Source organism: Bacillus sp. A01H (genome assembly GCF_045277205.1).
Lineage (GTDB): Bacteria > Bacillota > Bacilli > Bacillales > Bacillaceae_G > Bacillus_A > Bacillus_A paranthracis.
Genome location: NZ_CP117702.1, coordinates 5,029,431 through 5,045,905, shown reverse-complemented (window position 1 = coordinate 5,045,905; position 16,475 = coordinate 5,029,431). Strand labels below are relative to the sequence as shown.

20 protein-coding genes are annotated in these 16,475 nt (G+C 37.3%); 11 read left to right on the top strand and 9 right to left on the bottom strand.

Going from position 1 to position 16,475, the window contains the following annotated elements:
• Positions 1 to 3 precede the first annotated feature (3 nt).
• Positions 4 to 306 carry a YunC family protein gene (locus PSR14_RS26965; protein WP_000248463.1) on the top strand — a complete coding sequence of 101 codons (303 nt, stop codon included), beginning with the start codon at positions 4 to 6 and terminating at the stop codon, positions 304 to 306.
• A 54-nt stretch (positions 307 to 360) separates the two neighbouring features.
• A complete protein-coding gene (yunB, locus tag PSR14_RS26960; RefSeq protein WP_002081169.1) occupies positions 361 to 1,092 on the top strand; it encodes a sporulation protein YunB in 732 nt (243 codons plus the stop codon).
• Positions 1,093 to 1,128: 36 nt separating this feature from the next.
• Here the strand turns inward: yunB and PSR14_RS26955 are convergent, their stop codons facing one another.
• Positions 1,129 to 2,112, bottom strand: coding sequence for a M23 family metallopeptidase (locus tag PSR14_RS26955; RefSeq protein WP_000944673.1), 984 nt, complete (start codon positions 2,110 to 2,112; stop codon positions 1,129 to 1,131).
• Positions 2,113 to 2,301: 189 nt separating this feature from the next.
• On the opposite strand from PSR14_RS26955, the gene lipA reads away from it, so the two are divergent.
• Positions 2,302 to 3,198 (top strand): lipoyl synthase, encoded by an 897-nt coding sequence (gene lipA, locus PSR14_RS26950; RefSeq protein ID WP_000166370.1) that lies wholly within the window; start codon positions 2,302 to 2,304, stop codon positions 3,196 to 3,198.
• Between the two features lie 20 nt (positions 3,199 to 3,218).
• On the opposite strand, the gene PSR14_RS26945 is transcribed toward lipA, so the two are convergent.
• Positions 3,219 to 3,698, bottom strand: coding sequence for a YbaK/EbsC family protein (locus PSR14_RS26945; protein WP_000272742.1), 480 nt, complete (start codon positions 3,696 to 3,698; stop codon positions 3,219 to 3,221).
• Between the two features lie 74 nt (positions 3,699 to 3,772).
• Positions 3,773 to 4,327 (bottom strand): histidine phosphatase family protein, encoded by a 555-nt coding sequence (locus tag PSR14_RS26940; protein ID WP_000721036.1) that lies wholly within the window; start codon positions 4,325 to 4,327, stop codon positions 3,773 to 3,775.
• Between the two features lie 103 nt (positions 4,328 to 4,430).
• Here PSR14_RS26940 and PSR14_RS26935 point away from each other — a divergent pair, with 103 nt between their 5' ends.
• Positions 4,431 to 4,904 carry a hypothetical protein gene (locus PSR14_RS26935; RefSeq protein ID WP_000264801.1) on the top strand — a complete coding sequence of 158 codons (474 nt, stop codon included), beginning with the start codon at positions 4,431 to 4,433 and terminating at the stop codon, positions 4,902 to 4,904.
• 22 nt (positions 4,905 to 4,926) lie between these two features.
• On the opposite strand, the gene PSR14_RS26930 is transcribed toward PSR14_RS26935, so the two are convergent.
• Complete coding sequence (locus PSR14_RS26930; RefSeq protein WP_002163480.1) at positions 4,927 to 5,742, bottom strand: YhfC family intramembrane metalloprotease; 816 nt, start codon at positions 5,740 to 5,742, stop codon at positions 4,927 to 4,929.
• An 85-nt stretch (positions 5,743 to 5,827) separates the two neighbouring features.
• Between PSR14_RS26930 and PSR14_RS26925 the strand changes: the two genes are divergently transcribed.
• Positions 5,828 to 6,559, top strand: a complete 732-nt coding sequence (locus PSR14_RS26925) for a MerR family transcriptional regulator (protein WP_001241003.1) — start codon at positions 5,828 to 5,830, stop codon at positions 6,557 to 6,559.
• Positions 6,560 to 6,596: 37 nt separating this feature from the next.
• On the opposite strand, the gene PSR14_RS26920 is transcribed toward PSR14_RS26925, so the two are convergent.
• On the bottom strand, positions 6,597 to 7,175 hold the full coding sequence (locus PSR14_RS26920) for a YhcN/YlaJ family sporulation lipoprotein (protein ID WP_000744032.1): 579 nt from the start codon (positions 7,173 to 7,175) through the stop codon (positions 6,597 to 6,599).
• A 118-nt stretch (positions 7,176 to 7,293) separates the two neighbouring features.
• On the opposite strand from PSR14_RS26920, the gene PSR14_RS26915 reads away from it, so the two are divergent.
• Positions 7,294 to 7,596: a YutD family protein gene (locus tag PSR14_RS26915; protein ID WP_000435941.1), complete on the top strand. Its 303-nt coding sequence runs from the start codon at positions 7,294 to 7,296 to the stop codon at positions 7,594 to 7,596.
• A gap of 45 nt (positions 7,597 to 7,641) precedes the next feature.
• On the opposite strand, the gene PSR14_RS26910 is transcribed toward PSR14_RS26915, so the two are convergent.
• The 3 genes from PSR14_RS26910 to glpX all read right to left on the bottom strand — a co-directional run bounded on the left by PSR14_RS26910 (position 7,642) and on the right by glpX (position 9,764).
• Positions 7,642 to 8,139 carry a hypothetical protein gene (locus tag PSR14_RS26910; protein ID WP_001174564.1) on the bottom strand — a complete coding sequence of 166 codons (498 nt, stop codon included), beginning with the start codon at positions 8,137 to 8,139 and terminating at the stop codon, positions 7,642 to 7,644.
• 369 nt (positions 8,140 to 8,508) lie between these two features.
• Positions 8,509 to 8,775, bottom strand: coding sequence for a DUF3055 domain-containing protein (locus PSR14_RS26905; RefSeq protein ID WP_000392606.1), 267 nt, complete (start codon positions 8,773 to 8,775; stop codon positions 8,509 to 8,511).
• A gap of 17 nt (positions 8,776 to 8,792) precedes the next feature.
• Positions 8,793 to 9,764 carry a class II fructose-bisphosphatase gene (glpX, locus tag PSR14_RS26900; protein WP_000439091.1) on the bottom strand — a complete coding sequence of 324 codons (972 nt, stop codon included), beginning with the start codon at positions 9,762 to 9,764 and terminating at the stop codon, positions 8,793 to 8,795.
• Between the two features lie 147 nt (positions 9,765 to 9,911).
• On the opposite strand from glpX, the gene PSR14_RS26895 reads away from it, so the two are divergent.
• From PSR14_RS26895 to PSR14_RS26885, 3 genes are all read left to right on the top strand, one after another.
• Positions 9,912 to 10,352 (top strand): DUF86 domain-containing protein, encoded by a 441-nt coding sequence (locus PSR14_RS26895; RefSeq protein WP_000274013.1) that lies wholly within the window; start codon positions 9,912 to 9,914, stop codon positions 10,350 to 10,352.
• A 71-nt stretch (positions 10,353 to 10,423) separates the two neighbouring features.
• Entirely contained in the window at positions 10,424 to 11,056 is a 633-nt protein-coding gene (locus tag PSR14_RS26890; RefSeq protein WP_000503356.1) for a metalloregulator ArsR/SmtB family transcription factor, read from the top strand.
• 109 nt (positions 11,057 to 11,165) lie between these two features.
• Complete coding sequence (locus PSR14_RS26885; protein ID WP_000276467.1) at positions 11,166 to 11,930, top strand: TIGR01457 family HAD-type hydrolase; 765 nt, start codon at positions 11,166 to 11,168, stop codon at positions 11,928 to 11,930.
• A gap of 194 nt (positions 11,931 to 12,124) precedes the next feature.
• Here PSR14_RS26885 and PSR14_RS26880 read toward each other — a convergent pair whose 3' ends face one another.
• Positions 12,125 to 12,706 carry an NAD(P)H-dependent oxidoreductase gene (locus PSR14_RS26880; RefSeq protein ID WP_000683422.1) on the bottom strand — a complete coding sequence of 194 codons (582 nt, stop codon included), beginning with the start codon at positions 12,704 to 12,706 and terminating at the stop codon, positions 12,125 to 12,127.
• Positions 12,707 to 12,907: 201 nt separating this feature from the next.
• Between PSR14_RS26880 and PSR14_RS26875 the strand changes: the two genes are divergently transcribed.
• Positions 12,908 to 13,696 (top strand): ABC transporter ATP-binding protein, encoded by a 789-nt coding sequence (locus tag PSR14_RS26875; protein ID WP_001021173.1) that lies wholly within the window; start codon positions 12,908 to 12,910, stop codon positions 13,694 to 13,696.
• Positions 13,680 to 16,253 (top strand): FtsX-like permease family protein, encoded by a 2,574-nt coding sequence (locus PSR14_RS26870; protein ID WP_142328682.1) that lies wholly within the window; start codon positions 13,680 to 13,682, stop codon positions 16,251 to 16,253. The genes PSR14_RS26875 and PSR14_RS26870 overlap by 17 nt, the downstream gene beginning before the upstream one ends.
• The last annotated feature ends 222 nt before the right edge of the window (positions 16,254 to 16,475 follow it).

Genomic DNA, 16,475 nt, shown 5'->3' with positions numbered 1-16,475 from the left:
ACTATGGTTAATGTAGAGCCGATTATAATCGATAATTATACGTTTATTGCGGTTAGCGTCAAACTTCCAAAGACAAATTTGCTAGCTGTAATGAGCGATAAAGGATATATTATGTGCGGTGCATTAGATGTAGGTCTTTTAAATGAGAAGTTAGGGGATCGTGGTATTATTGCTGGTCGCGCGGTTGGTGTAAGAACGATTGAACAACTTCTTGAAGCACCGCTAGAATCAGTAACGATTGAAGCCGAAGCGTTAGGTATTACGGCTGGCACAATCGGAAAAGAAGCATTATTAAAAATGAGATAAGCATATATCGTCCCTCCTTCTTGCATAGAAATGATATAAGAAGGAGGGTTTTTTATGAGTATATTTCGTTCGAAAAATTCGCGGTTTCGAAGGGGGCCTATTTCCTTTCGGCACATACTGCTTATGTCGTTTATTCTTTTTGTCATATTACTCGTGCAAGGATTATGGATTGTGAATAGTAGCATTCAGCCGACATTAATGAAATATGGAGAAGTAGAGACACATAAAATGGCGACAGCGGTTATGACGAAGGCGGTAAAAGATAGAATTGATGAGGGATTCGATGTCGATTCATTAATGAAAGTACAAAATGATAAAAATGGGAAAGTATCCACAATTAATTTAAATACGAAGCAAGTAAATGAAATCGTAACGTCAACGACCACATACATAGAAAAGTATTTACAGCAAGTAGAACAAGGGAATTTGAAGGGACTAGGTATTTCTGAAAAAAATGGGGCAACGATGGCAGTTCCGTTTGGTCGTGTAACAAATAATGCGCTTCTTGGAAATATCGGACCCGATATTCCAATTGATTTCACGACGATTGGTCATGTAAATACGGATATTAAACAAAAAATTGAGCCGCACGGAATCAATACGACAGCGATTCAAATTATTATGGAGATGGAAGTTACGTTGCAAGTCATTATTCCATTTCATACGAAAGAAATAAAAGTGAAACAAAATGTTCCAATTGCGACGCGCATTGTTCAAGGGGAAGTGCCTACTTATTACGGAAGCGGAAGTGTTGTTGTACCTGATAAAAAGAAAACGGATAGTTAGCCATAAATAAAAAATAACCGTAGCAATGTGCTACGGTTATCGTTTTGTATTTGCGCGTTCTTTTCGCTCCCAAAGACTTAAGTGCATGTAGGGGTCGAAAGCCCATTCTGTATAACCATTGTCTTTATACATGCCGAAATGTAGGTGAGGCGGGAATTTTCCAGCTGTGCCGGGAGGACCGTAACCGGTGCTACCAACAAATCCGATTACTTTTCCGGGTTCGACAATTTGTCCAAGCTGTATCTCTTTTGAGAACCCGCCTAAGTGAGCGTAATAATGATAATTGTTATGAAGGTCACGAATACCGATGCGCCATCCGCCAAGGCGGTTCCAGCCTTTTGTTTCAATAATGCCATAGCAAGTGGATCTTACTGGTACGCCATAGCCTGCGAATATATCGGTTCCTTCATGAACCCTTCTTCCCCCAAAACTTCTTCCAGCGCCAAAAGTACTACGGTAGCTATGGTCACTGCGAATCGGAAGAGGGAACGCATTTCCTTCTAAATTAATACGTCCGTAATGTTTATAAATTTGGGCGTATTCGGTAATTAAATCAACTGTTTTTGCACGTCTATAATATTCCCAGAGCATGATTTTAATACGTTCTTCTGACGTTCCTTGTTTCTTTAAAATCGTTGCTGCTGTATGCAAAAGATCACGGTCGTTATTTGCATTTGCAAATCCATCTTTGTCACCATCTAAACCTAACCCGCCAAATAGAGCAATTGTGTGGGGGAGAGTGTCGTTACCATTAACAGGTCCAGCCCATATTTCTGGTTTGAAATAAAGGGAAATGATGGCATCTGGTTTTTTCGGAATATCTTTTCTTACGCTCCGTATATTTCTTTCGTATTGATCCATTGCAGCTAAGTAATACCACGGAATGCCTGAAGATTGCTCGGTTTCTTTATATAGTGCCATGCGCTTTTCGTATATGCTTTGCTGATTATCTTCACCGTAAGCGATGTTTTGGTGGAGAAGAAAGCAAATCGAAAGCAAAAGAGAAATTTTTCGAAGCATGAAATAGACTCCTTTCACATCATCACTCTTTTTAGTGTGGGATATACGGAGTATTTCATTATAGGGAACGATTGGAAAAAATCTTAGAATCTTCATTTGAGCAAATCGCTTTCATACGTTAGAATAGATATGTTACATTGAAAGAAGCGAACACGGTAAACTATTTCATATTGTGCGGAGTTGATAACCATGACAAAACAAACAGAATATAAGCGCAAGCCCGAATGGTTGAAAATTAAGTTAAACACGAATGAAAACTATACAGGCTTAAAGAAAATGATGCGTTCTAAAAATCTTCATACAGTTTGTGAGGAAGCAAAATGTCCGAATATTCATGAATGCTGGGCTGTAAGAAAAACAGCAACATTTATGATTTTAGGTGCGGTTTGTACACGTGCTTGTCGTTTTTGTGCGGTTAAAACAGGATTACCAACTGAGCTTGATTTACAAGAGCCAGAACGCGTAGCAGATTCTGTAGTACAAATGGGCTTAAAGCACGTTGTTATAACAGCGGTTGCACGTGATGATTTAAAAGATGGTGGAGCAGCTGTTTTTGCTGAAACAGTACGCGCTGTACGTCGTAAAAATCCATTTACGTCAATCGAAGTATTACCATCTGATATGGGTGGAGTAGAAGAAAACTTAAAAATGTTAATGGATGCAAAACCAGATATTTTAAACCATAACATTGAAACAGTACGTCGATTATCTGACCGAGTTCGCGCTAGAGCAAAATATGATCGTTCATTAGAGTTTTTACGTCGAGCAAAAGAAATGCAGCCTGATATTCCAACTAAATCGAGCATTATGGTGGGCTTAGGGGAAACGAGAGAAGATTTAATTGAAGCAATGGATGACTTACGTGCAAACAATGTGGATATTTTAACTCTTGGACAATACCTACAACCATCTAAGAAGCATTTACCAGTTCTTAAATATTACCCACCAGCGGAATTTGCAGAGCTAAAAGAAATTGCACTTAGCAAAGGCTTTAGCCACTGTGAAGCTGGCCCACTTGTGCGTTCTTCTTACCATGCGGACGAGCAAGTTCGTTCTGCAAAAGAAAACACAGCAGAAGCAAAATAATGAAAAAAGGGAGCTAATGATTAGCTCTCTTTTTGTTTGTACTCCAAAACAGTATTTGGGCATGTTAATAAAATCTTTTTTAATTCTTCTGTGGATAATTCAATTGTAAATTCAGGTACACCAGGTGTAATTAAAATTTTATCGTACGTATAAATAGCGTTATCCACAATAATTGTTACATCGTGTGCATACCCGAAAGGAGCTACACATCCTGGCGTACAACCAGTTTTGTCTCGCAGTTCATCAGCGGAACAGAGAGATAAGCGTTCTCCTGTTAGTTCTTTCATCTCTCCGCGGTTAAGCCTTGTGCCCTCTAACGTGAAAAATACGTAATAATCTCCAGCCTTTGATTTTAAAAATAAGCTTTTACTTGGAGTACCTTGTAAGCCAAGCCTCTCGCGTACAATCCGATCTGTCTCATAATCGAGTACCGGTTCGTGTTCGAATTTTTCATAAGAAACATTTGTTTTATGTAGTAAAGCAAGTACATCTTCGTACATATGGAGTGATACCCCTTTCTATTATTGGTACAGTTTCTTCTCGTGGCGTCAACTGAATGTGTTGGAAAGAGATATTACTTGGACGGTGCTTTCCATAATCGTTTTAGGCTACATTGTTCATCAATTGTAATTTCATACATATCAGGATTCGTTAAAGTTCTCCATTCATGAAAGCCGATCGTATGATCAAAGTGCTTTAAAATGAGAGTAAGTAAGTTTCCATGTGTAACGAGTAATATTGTAGTATGGTTTAATTTTAAAACGTCTTCGATAAGTGATATAGCACGGTCCGTTGCTTGTTTTGTTGACTCTCCGCCTGAAAAGGCAATATCTATATTTGTAAAAGTAGATTCTAGTTTTTGCATCCAATCGTCCATTGAAACGTCGCTTAATATGCGTTCAGCTAATCGTTCATCTTCTTGGATAGACAAATTAGCTTGGAGTGCATAGGGCCGAATAGAATCGATAGCTCGCACAAATGGGCTTGAAATAATATGGTCTATTTGTAGTTGGTTTTCTAAAAGGAATGTAGCAAGGGTGTTTGCTTGTTTTTTTCCATCGGTCGTTAATTCGGCATCACGTTCTTGGCCAGTTGCTGAACAATGTCGTATTACAATGATTTTCTTCATAATTCATCCCCATCTTTCAAGTTGACGCTATATACTTCGACAAATGTGGAAAATATTCCTTTTTATTGGAAAGGACATAATGATCTGATCATGTGGAAAAGTAATGTGGATAATAGAAAATCGAGGTGCAATGATGAAAAAAATGCTATGTATTGTATTTGTGATTTGTTTTCTCTCACAACTGTCCACAACATATGCACAATCCAATCAAAAGTTAGATTATCCAAGTAATCGAAATAAGCCATTTGTGAGCGAAGATGTGTTTTACGAACAGTTAGATAAGAAAATGTATAAAGAATACAATAATGCAGCGTATAGTGTTCGAAAAAAGATTTTATTTAAAGAAGTACCCGACGAAGAATATTCCTTTTTACAAAAAACAGCCGCGGGTTGTCGGGGTGAAGTAGTGCTTCAAGATTCTTTTATTCACCCTGATCGCCAAGTTTATTTTTTCGCTTCCTTTTCTCAAAATGAAGTAGAAGAGTTACACAAGTACATCGTTATAGATGCAGAAACAAAGAAGGAGCTACAAAGCGGTAAAAGTTATCATCGCTATGATAATCTTTATAAAAAATAACCCACCAACAGGCGGGTTATTTTTACTTTGGCACACTCATTAATTTCTCTTTCATTTTACGAATAAGAATGATAGCGCCAATTGTAAAGAGAAGGGTGATTCCTTCTGCAACAAAGATGTTAATTGTTTTCGTTTGGTAAAGTGCCGCGAAGAAGTCTACAAGTGCGTGGAATAGTATAGCGTACACAAGGAAGATATACTTCTTCTGTTTTACTGCGTATAAAACAAGCATTGTAAAGGCGATTTGCAGCACGAGTGCCATAATTCTTTCTAAGCTGCCAAGGAAGTATAAGTAGGCAGGTTGCTGAATTAACATGTCTTGTAGGCGGCTTAGTTCTGGCATTTTTTCGACCATCTGGGCGAAGCTACCGTTGTTAATTGAATTCGCAAATATAAGTGCTTGGAATGCAGAGAATCCGCCAACTAAAATGGATTCAATTCCGCCGTGACCGATTCCGTAAGCGAAGCCATCTTTATATTCTTGATATTTTTTTAGTAGGAAGAAGAAGGCAACGAAGCGTCCTAATTCTTCAAATATACCAGCAGTTAGTCCGCCATAAAGTGCGAAAACAAATGGATTTTCTAAAATTGGAGCGATTGCTGGATTACCGCGCATAAATAGGTGGAATGGTGTTTCGAGAATTTGGGTAAATCCGATAAAGATAAGAACACCAACGCCGACTACTTTCCAATTTATATTATATTTTTTACGGAAATAAACGAGTACAATAATTGGGACCAGAATCGAGACAATGAGTTGAAAGATGATGCTGGCAATTACAGTATTTGAAACCATATTTTCACCGCTTTCTAATATATGTACATATCTATTATGCATGAAATATTTTATAAAGAAAATGAATTTACTTATTGACTCTAACGTTGCGTCATACTTTATCGTATGTATTAAGGGGGAGATACACATGGCAATGAAGGTAAAAGAAGTAGCTAATTTAGTTGGAATTAGTGTGCGCACACTGCATCATTACGATGAAATTGGGTTGTTAACCCCAGATGAGACGACAGAGTCTGGATATCGTCTGTATTCCAATGAAAATTTAGAGACGCTGCAGCAAATTTTATTTTTTAAAGAACTAGGCTTCCCTTTGAAAAAAATTAAAGAAATTATCATGAGTCCATCATTTGACCGGGAAGAAGCATTGCAGCTTCATAAGAAAATGCTTCTTGAAAAGCGGGCTAGGTTAGATAAAGTGATTGCGACGATTGATAAAACAATTCAGCATACAAAAGGAGAGATTGAAATGACGAATAAAGAGAAATTTGAAGGCTTCGATTTCAGCCATAATCCGTACGAAGAAGAAGCGCGTGAAAGATGGGGAGACAGAGCTGTAGATAAAGCGAATGAATATGCGAAAGGTATGTCTAAAGAAAACCAAGAAGAGTTTAATACGATTTACAGAAACTTAGCGGCGCTTAGACACGGAGAACCAGATTCTAAAGAGGCACAAGAAGCAATTGGAGTATGGTACGATTACTTGCAAAACTTCGGTGAATATTCATTAGATGCTTTTAAAGGACTCGGTCAAATGTACGTCGCTGATGAGCGCTTTACGAAAAATATCGATAAGTTTGGCGAAGGTTTAGCGCAGTTTATGTGTGATGCGATGGAGGTTTACGCAAATCGTAAGAAATAGTAAAAAATAAAGAAGATGGAGTTTTTCTCCACCTTCTTTATTTTTTTATCATATCATTCAAAGTCTGATCCCCTGTATTGTTCAAATGAGGATTTTTACTCATTTCACGTTTTAACATATCGAGGCTTTGCGTATATTCTGTATCATTTAATGCGCCAGATTGAAGCCCTTGAATTTGAGAAATCAACTTTTGGTCTGTTGATACATATGCTTTATAATAGCGAGGGACGATGGACAAAGCAGCTCTATATACTTGATCCGCTACGAGTTTCGGATCCGTTGTGTTTGCACGGTATACAACAAATACTTCATCGTCTGTAACGAGCGTAGCAGCGTTTGTAACGTCAGGAAGTTTGACTGTCATGCTTGTAATCATTTCAGCAACTTTCTCACGGTTAATGGCTCCTACTTGTTTATTAGATACTTCATGCTTTTGTTTAGATGAATAGCCGACTCTCGTTAATCGTGTATTTGTATTTTCCGTATGATACATGTCGTTTTTGTTGGAAACAAGAACACGACTTCCTTCTTCACGTTCCATTTCGGCTTTATTCGTTGGTTGGCAGCCTGCAAATAAGGAAAGAGTGAGGAGAGAAAGTATAATTTGTTTTTTCACGATGTATCACCTCCTTCTCCATAGCATGCACTAATTTTCAATTTTTTGTATTTGAAATTGTTGGTTGGTATGCTTTGTGATACGATAAAAAGAAGAATGCTTAGAGAGGAAGTTAATGATGGAGCAAAAGCAGGAGATTCATGCTACGGTGAGCATTAATAATGTGCAGTACGAAGTAATTAAAAACTTTCGTGACGGTTTTAGTGAAGAAGCATTTAAAGAGCGCTATGCAGAAATTTTAAATAAATATGATTACATCGTTGGGGACTGGGGTTATGAGCAACTTAGATTGCGCGGATTCTTTGATGATAGTAACCAGCGTGCGACATATGATACGAAAATTAGTACGTTATCGGAGTATTTATACGAGTACTGTAACTTTGGTTGTGCACACTTCGTATTACGAAAAGTGAAGAAATAAAAAAATCCTCTTACAATTGTAAGAGGATTTTTTGTATATTCTCATTTATAAACAAATCGAGATACGATCGCCTTCAGAAAGTATTGTATTTGGTTTCATTTGTTGTCCGTTCAATTGAATATCCCCGTTTTTAATTTTATCCACAATGCGTGTACGGCTCCAGTCGGAAATATATGTGGATAAAGCTTTATCCATCCGGTGGGAACCGAAAACGAGGTCTAATACAATTGTGATTTCGGCTATGCCACTTTCTTTATGCTGTGTAATGGAAATGGTAGTAGTTGTTTCCGTTTGATCTTGCTGAGGCATATCGACTGTTTCCACATGATCAGTAAATGATTTATAAATACGAAGTTTTTGATTCCACGTATGATCTTTCGGGCATTTATAAATAGCAAAACGATATATATTTTTTCCGTTGGCGTTATGCCTACGAATATTTGTGTCGGTAAATAGGGTAGTGCGTCTGCAATTTTTACAATATTTTTCAATTGTACCTTGTTCATTTTCATATAAGCTCCAAGAAAGTTGTACTTTCTGCATTTTCCTTCACCTCTTATAGTAGTGGTAAAGGAACGTAATACAGCTATTTGGATGTCTTGTAGTATGAAGACATGAGGAAAAGACAAAAATAAAAGGAGGTTCCCTTAGGAACCTCCGTAAACATCATACTACAGATGCAATACGTTCCTTTGTAATGGGAATGGGCAGACTACTCCCTTGAAAAAGCACGGTGCTTTTTTGAGAGTAATGCTATCCAATTGCTGGTCCATTACAAAGTAAATGTTGGCATACGTAGATAACGTCCTTTCTATCCAAATAGATTTATTTTTCATTATAACACGGATAATTGAAAATTCAAAATAATTAAAGTGAAAAAACACCAGCTAAAAAGCTGGTTCCTAAGATAAATTATATAAGTTCAAATAAAAATGAGCGTAGTTCTTCTGCAATTTCTTCAGTCATAGAAAATGCATGCTCTAAGTAGCCTGGTTCGTTTAAATCGTCGGCGCCGATGATTGCAAATTTATTACGCTGCATATCAAGGACAATTGTTTTACCGTAATGACGATCGGAGTATAGTAGCGCTAAATCATGACGCTCATTTTCTCCCATAAAGCTAACGAAACGAGTTTTTGTAGCGACAGTGTCGTCGTACAGAAAGAAACGTTCTTCCATACACATGGCTCCTTTTATTAAATATCTAAGTTTAAGTGTGGCTTATGATCTAAATGGTGATGCGTTTTAATGAATCGTACCGTTCTTGTTTTGTAACGCATTACGATAGAGTATGTTTCAGCTAAATCTCCGCCTAGGAATTTCACGCCGTCTAATAACTCACCAGCAGATACACCAGTTGCTGAGAAGATTGCATCATCACCAGACACTAAGTCTTCTAGCATTAGAAGTTGACGAGGGTCTTCTAATCCCATTTCACGACAACGAGCTTCTTCTTCTTCGTTCATTGGAACTAAGCGAGCTTGCATTTCACCTTCAAGGCATTTTAATGCTGCTGCAGAAATAACGCCTTCTGGAGCTCCGCCAATACCTACGAATAAGTCGATACCAGTTCCAGGTAGTGCTGTTGCGATTGACGCACCAACATCACCGTCACCAAATAATTTTACGCGTGCACCTTTTGCACGAACACGATCGATAATATCTTGATGACGTTCACGTTCTTGAACGATAACTGTTAGATCGCGAATCTTTTTATTGTTAGCTTCCGCTACAATTTCAATTGTTTTTTCAATTGGATCATCTAAGCTAATTTTACCAGCTGCTTTTGGACCAACCGCGATTTTTTCCATGTACATATCAGGAGCATGAAGAAGGTTTCCTTTATCTGCGATTGCGATAACTGCCATTGCATTTGCAAGACCTTTTGCAACGATGTTTGTACCTTCTAATGGGTCAACGGCGATATCTACTTCTGGACCGTTACCTGTTCCTAGTTCTTCACCAATATATAACATCGGTGCTTCATCAAGTTCTCCTTCACCAATTACAACTGTACCTGCCATGTTTACTGAATCGAACATATCACGCATTGCTGTAGTTGCTGCATCATCTGCTTCATTTTTCTTTCCGCGGCCCATCCACTGTGCGGATGCTAATGCTGCTGCTTCTGTTACACGGACAATTTCTAGTGCGAGTTCACGTTCCAAGATTCCATTCCTCCAATTTCAAAAATCATACAAATATAACTATAACAAATTACGGGGAAAAGGTGAATTCGAAAAATTGTCGATTTTTTCAGAAGAAAGCGTTACAATTAAAATGTAAATGCTTTAATTTCCAGGTAGGTGACATTCATGTATTTTGTAGACAGAAAGAAAATAGAACAAATGCTAGTATGTTTAGAACGAGCAACAAGTACATTTCAAGAGAAAAAGATATATGAAACCGAGTTTGAATTTTACGCATTAGAACGCATAGCGCATCTAATGATTGATTCTGTATTAGATGTAGGTAATGCGATGATTGATGGATTTATTATGCGCGATCCAGGAAGTTATGAAGATATTATCGATATTTTAATGGACGAGCGAGTGATAAGTGCAGAAGAAGGACAAGGAATGAAAGAAGTGATTCTTCTTCGAAAAATGCTTACGCAAGATTATATTCAAATGAATCATGATGAATTATATAAGACGATTCAAAAACATATTGCGGTGGTAGGGAAATACCCAGCAAATATTCGCAATTATTTAGAAAAGGAATTAGGACCTGTATCTGCATTTGTACCAGAATAATTATGCTTATAAGATCCCCAGAGAATGCCTTTTGGGGGTCTTATATTGTATGTGAGGGAGAAGGGTGAAGCATGGGGGAAGCACGTACGACGAAAGATGAAATTGTGCAGTTGTTGAAAGTAAAGGGAGAGCACACCGTAGCGGAACTAGCTGAAGTTTTAGAGATTACAGAAATGGCGATTCGAAGACATTTAAGTAATCTTGAGAAAGATGGTTTCATCTATTCCAAGATGGTAAGGCAACATGTCGGAAGACCAACTTATTTGTATGGATTAAGCGAAAAGGGAGAAGATACATTCCCGAAAGAGTATAAGCAATTTGCGATTGATATGCTAGAAGATTTAGCGCGAATGGGCGATGAAAAAATACTTCGTTACGTTTTAAAAGAGAGAACGAAGCGAATGGAAGAACAGTTACAAAAGCGCGTGAGTAATCAAAAGAATTTAGCATATAAAGTGCAAGAGATAGCAGCTATGCAAGAGAAAAATGGTTATATGGTTCAAATTAAGAGAGACGGAGAGAACTCTTTCGTAATTGAAAAACAAAACTGTCCGTTAAAGGAAATCGCTGAGAGATTCCCGCAAGTGTGTGAAGATGAAAAAGAGATGTATAATCGTTTATTTGCGAACGCAGATGTAAAAACGCTAGCAAACATGTGCGAGGGCGATTGTAGTTGTTCTTACCAAATAAAAGAGAAAAAATGAACGTTATGGGGCGCTTTAAGGTAAAGCGTTTTTTTCTTTGTAAAAAGCGGGTAATATAAGAGTGGTATGATAAGGTGAGAACGTTAGCATAGAAGGAGAGACAGAATCGATGTATAAAGGTTACTTAATTGACTTAGACGGTACAATGTATCGCGGAGAAGAACAAATTGAAGAAGCGAGCGACTTCGTAAAAGCATTAGGAGAGCGCGGCATTCCATATTTATTCGTTACGAATAACTCAACTCGTAAACCAGAACAAGTGGCAGAAAAACTTGTTCGTTTCGATATTCCAGCGAAAGCAGAGCAAGTATTCACAACGAGTATGGCAACAGCAAACTTCATTTACGAACGTAAACAAGACGCAACTGTATATATGATTGGTGAAGAAGGCTTACATGATGCGCTTGTGGAAAAAGGATTTGAACTTGTGGATGAAAATCCTGATTTCGTTGTTGTCGGTTTAGATCGTGACATCACATATGAAAAGTTAGCAAAAGCTTGTCTTGCTGTGCGTAACGGCGCAACGTTTATTTCTACAAATGGAGACATTGCCATTCCGACTGAGCGCGGATTATTACCAGGTAACGGTTCATTAACATCAGTTGTAGCAGTATCAACAGGTGTGGATCCAATCTTTATCGGAAAACCAGAATCAATCATTATGGAACAAGCTTTAAAAGTGCTTGGCATAGAAAAGAATGAAGCCTTAATGGTTGGGGATAACTACGATACAGACATTTTAGCAGGAATAAATGCTGGCATGCATACGCTTCTTGTCCACACTGGAGTAACAACTGTGGAGAAGTTAACAGAATACGAAGTTCAACCGACGCAAGTTGTGCATAACTTGACGGAGTGGATTGAGAAGATGTAATGAAGAAAGCTGTTCCAAACTTTGGAGCAGCTTTTTTTCTAATATTCAGTTGTGAATAGTGTCGTTTTTTGTCTGTAAGTCGATATAATTAGAAAATCGCCGATATAATTTAAGTTGCGCTGATATAATTAGAAAATCGCCGATATAATCTGAGTTGCGCTGATATATTAAAAAAATCGCTGATATAATTTTATTTAAAATGCACGATTCACAACATCTTTAACCTCTTCAAGATATTGTTTACGCACACTATCATCTACAGAAGGAACACTTGTATAGAATGTATGCTCAATTGTTTCAATACCTGTAAATTCAAAAATACCAACATCAGCTGTTTTTTTCATTGCGTCAAACATACCGCCTGCTGTGTATGCCTCTTTCGTATTTCCCATTGTAGATAATAATAATCCTTTTTTACCGCTTAATAACTTCTCGATGCCATTTTCACCGTAAGCATAAGCGAAGCCGTGGCTAAATACACGGTCAACGTATCCTTTTAAAATAGCAGGAAGTCCCGCCCACCAAACTGGATAAATAAATGTAATGCTATCAGCCCAAGAGATATGCTCTTGCTCTTCTTTAATATCTGCTGGTGTGTTTCCTTGAGAAAATGAGATGAAATCGGAAGCGCCTAATACTGGATTGAAGTTTAATTCATATAGATCGCGAACGCGTACTTCATGACCTTTTTCTTCTAATTCACTTTTTACCGTTTCTAAAATCGCATGGTTGAAGCTTTCTGTATTTGGGTGTGCATAAACGATTACATGTTTCATTGTTCTTCCTCCTATTTGTGGATATGTGAATAGTTTTTATGTATTCATGTAACTATTGTGGTTACTTTTCTTGTAAGAGTCAATTTTTTTGCTGTGATAAACAAATGTTAGTATGTGACAAAAAAATACAAAATAGTAGGGATTTTGCATTTCTGAATAGAATATATAGATTGGTAAATAGAGAGAGAAGGGGATATGGGGATGAATATTATTGAAATTGAAAGGTTAGAAAAATCATTTGATATTGGGGATAGTAAAGTCAAAATATTAAAAGGCATTAATCTTCAAATTCAAAAAGGAGATTTCGTTTGTATTATGGGAGCAAGTGGTTCGGGTAAAACGACCTTACTTCAGTTGTTAGGTGGATTAGATATTCCATCGGTAGGTAGTATTCGAGTTGACGGTACAGAGATTTCAACATTAAAAGAAAAAGAGCTCGCTTTATTTAGACGGCATAAAATCGGTTTTATTTTTCAGCAGTTTAATTTGATTCCGGTGTTTAGTGCAGAGGAGAATGTGGGGTTGCCGTTACTGTTAGATAATGTATCGCAAAAGAAGGCAACGGTGACAGCAACTCGTTTATTAGAGCTTGTTGGGTTAAAAGGAAAAGAAAAGCATTTACCAGCACAGTTATCAGGTGGGCAACAGCAAAGGGTTGCGATAGCAAGAGCTTTTGCAAATGAACCGGCAATTATATTAGCGGATGAGCCAACAGGGGCATTAGATTCGGAAAATAGCAAAAATATCATTGCGGCACTTCGCAATGCGTGTGATGAGTTAGGGCAAACAGCTGTAATTGTAACGCACGACCCGTTCGTAGCGGCTCATGCTGATAAAGTTGTTTTCTTATTAGATGGTGAAGTGATTCATGAACACGCTGAAAGTAAAGGATGGAAATTTCGAAATATCCCGCAACAAGTTACTCATATTCAAGAGATTATGAATCGCCACTTTAAAGTAGGAGGTAAAGGTGATGCGATGGGTAATTAAATATGCGGTAAAATCGATGAAACAAAATTGGCTACGAAATATGTTGATTGCTCTCGGTGCAGCTTTAGGTGTTATGTTAGCGACGATGTTATTGCTAGGAAATCAATCAGTAGAGAAGAGTGTGAAGGAACAAGTAGTAAGCCGATATGGAGATTATAATTTACAATTTGGCTATATAAAAAACGATATGTATTTAAATAATGAAAGTTTAAAAGGAATAGATGGCTTAGAAAATGCTGAAAAAATATCAAAAGTACTTATACCGTATCCTTTTCCAAATTATAAAGAGCTATCAGGAAAGCCGTCCTATTGGGGTGTTGAGCAAGATTCTCCAGAAATGCATTCTTATAAAATATTAGAAGGTCGATATCCGAAAGAAGGGGCCGAAGTAGCGCTGACAAAAGGGTATACAGAACGTGAAAATATACGGATAGGAGATACGATTCAGTTGCCATTTCCGCAGCATGGAGAAAAGAATGTGAAAGTCGTCGGCATTTTAAATCCGCCGTTAATGGCAGCAATGGGACATAGTGCTTATTTTCCAATCGATTGGCTTCAAAAAGAATTAAATCTACCAAATCAGTTCAATCTCGTTCAAGTGAAAACAGCCGATGTAAATGTGAAAAGGACGATTGCTCTTGAGGTAAATAAGAAGATAGAAAATATAAAGGTGGATCAACGTACTTATGTCGATAAGGCATTTGAACGACTAAATGTAATGAAGCCTTTAATTTTTAGTTTAGGTGGTATTGCCTTATTTGTAGTAGCCCTTTTAATAATGGGAAGTTTCTTCTTATCTGTCAGAAGTCGATTTAAGCAATGGGCATTATTACGTGCACTTGGTAGTAATCCAAATCAAATTATATTAGTCGTTTTATTAGAGGCTTTATGTATTGGGGCAATCGGATCACTAGCAGGAGTTATTCTTGGAGCAGGTACGCAAACAATTGCAGCATCATTCATTAACAAATGGGTGAATATTGAGGAAGCAGGGAAAGCATCATTCTCGATTTTAAGTGAGATTTTACTCATTACTTTTTTACTAGGGATTGTTATGTCTATCCTAGGGGCTATTATACCAGCTTTTATGGTTAGAAAGATTCCACCAGTTCAAGCACTCCGCCCAGGTCTTCCTAGTAATGAGAGAAAAGAAAAAAGATGGAGTGCTTTTAGCCTTAGCATTTTAATCATTGGTACTGTTATTGGACTAGCAGGTAGCGTATTAGAGGAGTATATCGGTTTTAATCCAAGTGCGATAGGAGCGCTTTTATTTGCGGTCGGTTTGTTATTTGCGATTCCGTTATTTATTCGCGTGATAGCACCAGTGATTGCAAAACCGATTCAAATGATATTACGAATTGAAACGACGATTAGTAGCCGGAATGTCATTCGTTATCGAAATAAGGCAGCTGTGTCGGTTGCTATACTAGCATTTGGTTTTATGTTAGCACTTGTTGGAACGATGTATGTAAACTCTATGTATGAAGGTATGAAAAAAGGATTACAAAAACATTTACCAGCGGACTTAGTAGTAAGAATTCCAGTAGAGTCGCAAGGAATAGAAACATTACCGTTTAGTTGGATGGAGAAGGTTAAAAAAATTGATGGTGTAGAGGCGAGTGTTGGGAATGCTACTGACTTTACAGCAAAGCTTGTGAATTATGACTTTAAAAAAGCGAATCAAGAATGGTATGAATTTAGGAAAAAAAACAATTTGAACTCTGATTCAATGGAAGTTGTAGGTAATGATATTGTAGCGTATCAGAAAGTAACAAAGGCGAAAGTGATTTCAGGGCAAAGTTTAAGTAAGCCGTTACAAGATGGTGAGGGAGTCATTACGAAGGAAGTGGCTAAAAATTTAGGGCTTCAGTTGCAAGATACGTTTGAAGTACAAGGAAAGGGAAAAGAAAAACAAACGATTAAAGTCGTTTCGATTATTGAGCAAGGATTAAGGTTAAGAGGGTTAGATGTTTTTGTAAATGAACAATGGGCTCGCGATAAGTTTCACGTACAAGGATATGAAGCGATTCAAATTATGACAAATTCTAATCAGTCATTTGAAGCAATTAAGAAGCAAGTAAAAGAAATTACAAAGAATAAAGAGAATATAGAAGTTATAAATAGTCATGATTTATTGAAAGAACAAGAGCAGTTATTATCACAAATGATGATGTTAATTCGCTTGTTAGTTGTAATTGTTTTCATTATTTCTGGTATAGGATTAATGAATGCGATAGTCGCAAGTTTACATGAAAGACGTGCTGAAATTAGTATGATTCGTGCGGTAGGAGCTATCCCAAAGCAAATGAGAAGGATCGTTTTATTAGAGGGAACTTTACTTGGAGCGATAGCTGGTTGCATTGGCATTTTTGGTGGGATTTTGTTTAGTTATATCGTGTTATCAAGCTTAGAGTTAACGGTTATTATTATTCCGTATAATCAAGTTGTCATACTGGCTTTAGCTAGCGTGATGCTTGGAGCGGGGGCAGCATTGATTGCATCATTACAATTAAGAAAGTTCAAATTAAGTGATACTTTAAAAGAGTTATCAGCATAAAAGACTGTTACACACCACTCATACAAAGAACAAAGAAAACAAATAAAATAATGATAATACCAATGCCGAAGTTAAATACGAGAGTACTATCCATATATGTAACCTCCTAATTTGAAAGTAAAAAGCACTCTAGCCAAGAGTGCTTTTTTATTTTGAGTCTACTGCATAACTTTTAGAAAAGAATTCATGCATGTAAAGAGTTACATTATTTTATGTGCTTAT

Excerpts from the sequence above, each read along its gene's own strand:
- PSR14_RS26910 (WP_001174564.1), bottom strand. The coding sequence starts at position 8,139 with ATGCAGAAAGTACAACTTTCTTGGAGCTTATATGAAAATGAACAAGGT.
- PSR14_RS26890 (WP_000503356.1), top strand. The coding sequence starts at position 10,424 with ATGGGGGAAGCACGTACGACGAAAGATGAAATTGTGCAGTTGTTGAAA.
- yunB (WP_002081169.1), top strand. The coding sequence starts at position 361 with ATGAGTATATTTCGTTCGAAAAATTCGCGGTTTCGAAGGGGGCCTATT.
- lipA (WP_000166370.1), top strand. The coding sequence starts at position 2,302 with ATGACAAAACAAACAGAATATAAGCGCAAGCCCGAATGGTTGAAAATT.
- PSR14_RS26940 (WP_000721036.1), bottom strand. The coding sequence starts at position 4,327 with ATGAAGAAAATCATTGTAATACGACATTGTTCAGCAACTGGCCAAGAA.
- PSR14_RS26930 (WP_002163480.1), bottom strand. The coding sequence starts at position 5,742 with ATGCATAATAGATATGTACATATATTAGAAAGCGGTGAAAATATGGTT.
- PSR14_RS26905 (WP_000392606.1), bottom strand. The coding sequence starts at position 8,775 with ATGGAAGAACGTTTCTTTCTGTACGACGACACTGTCGCTACAAAAACT.
- PSR14_RS26875 (WP_001021173.1), top strand. The coding sequence starts at position 12,908 with ATGAATATTATTGAAATTGAAAGGTTAGAAAAATCATTTGATATTGGG.
- PSR14_RS26955 (WP_000944673.1), bottom strand. The coding sequence starts at position 2,112 with ATGCTTCGAAAAATTTCTCTTTTGCTTTCGATTTGCTTTCTTCTCCAC.
- PSR14_RS26935 (WP_000264801.1), top strand. The coding sequence starts at position 4,431 with ATGTGGATAATAGAAAATCGAGGTGCAATGATGAAAAAAATGCTATGT.
- PSR14_RS26915 (WP_000435941.1), top strand. The coding sequence starts at position 7,294 with ATGGAGCAAAAGCAGGAGATTCATGCTACGGTGAGCATTAATAATGTG.
- PSR14_RS26885 (WP_000276467.1), top strand. The coding sequence starts at position 11,166 with ATGTATAAAGGTTACTTAATTGACTTAGACGGTACAATGTATCGCGGA.
- PSR14_RS26880 (WP_000683422.1), bottom strand. The coding sequence starts at position 12,706 with ATGAAACATGTAATCGTTTATGCACACCCAAATACAGAAAGCTTCAAC.
- PSR14_RS26945 (WP_000272742.1), bottom strand. The coding sequence starts at position 3,698 with ATGTACGAAGATGTACTTGCTTTACTACATAAAACAAATGTTTCTTAT.
- PSR14_RS26870 (WP_142328682.1), top strand. The coding sequence starts at position 13,680 with ATGCGATGGGTAATTAAATATGCGGTAAAATCGATGAAACAAAATTGG.
- PSR14_RS26895 (WP_000274013.1), top strand. The coding sequence starts at position 9,912 with ATGTATTTTGTAGACAGAAAGAAAATAGAACAAATGCTAGTATGTTTA.
- PSR14_RS26925 (WP_001241003.1), top strand. The coding sequence starts at position 5,828 with ATGGCAATGAAGGTAAAAGAAGTAGCTAATTTAGTTGGAATTAGTGTG.
- PSR14_RS26965 (WP_000248463.1), top strand. The coding sequence starts at position 4 with ATGGTTAATGTAGAGCCGATTATAATCGATAATTATACGTTTATTGCG.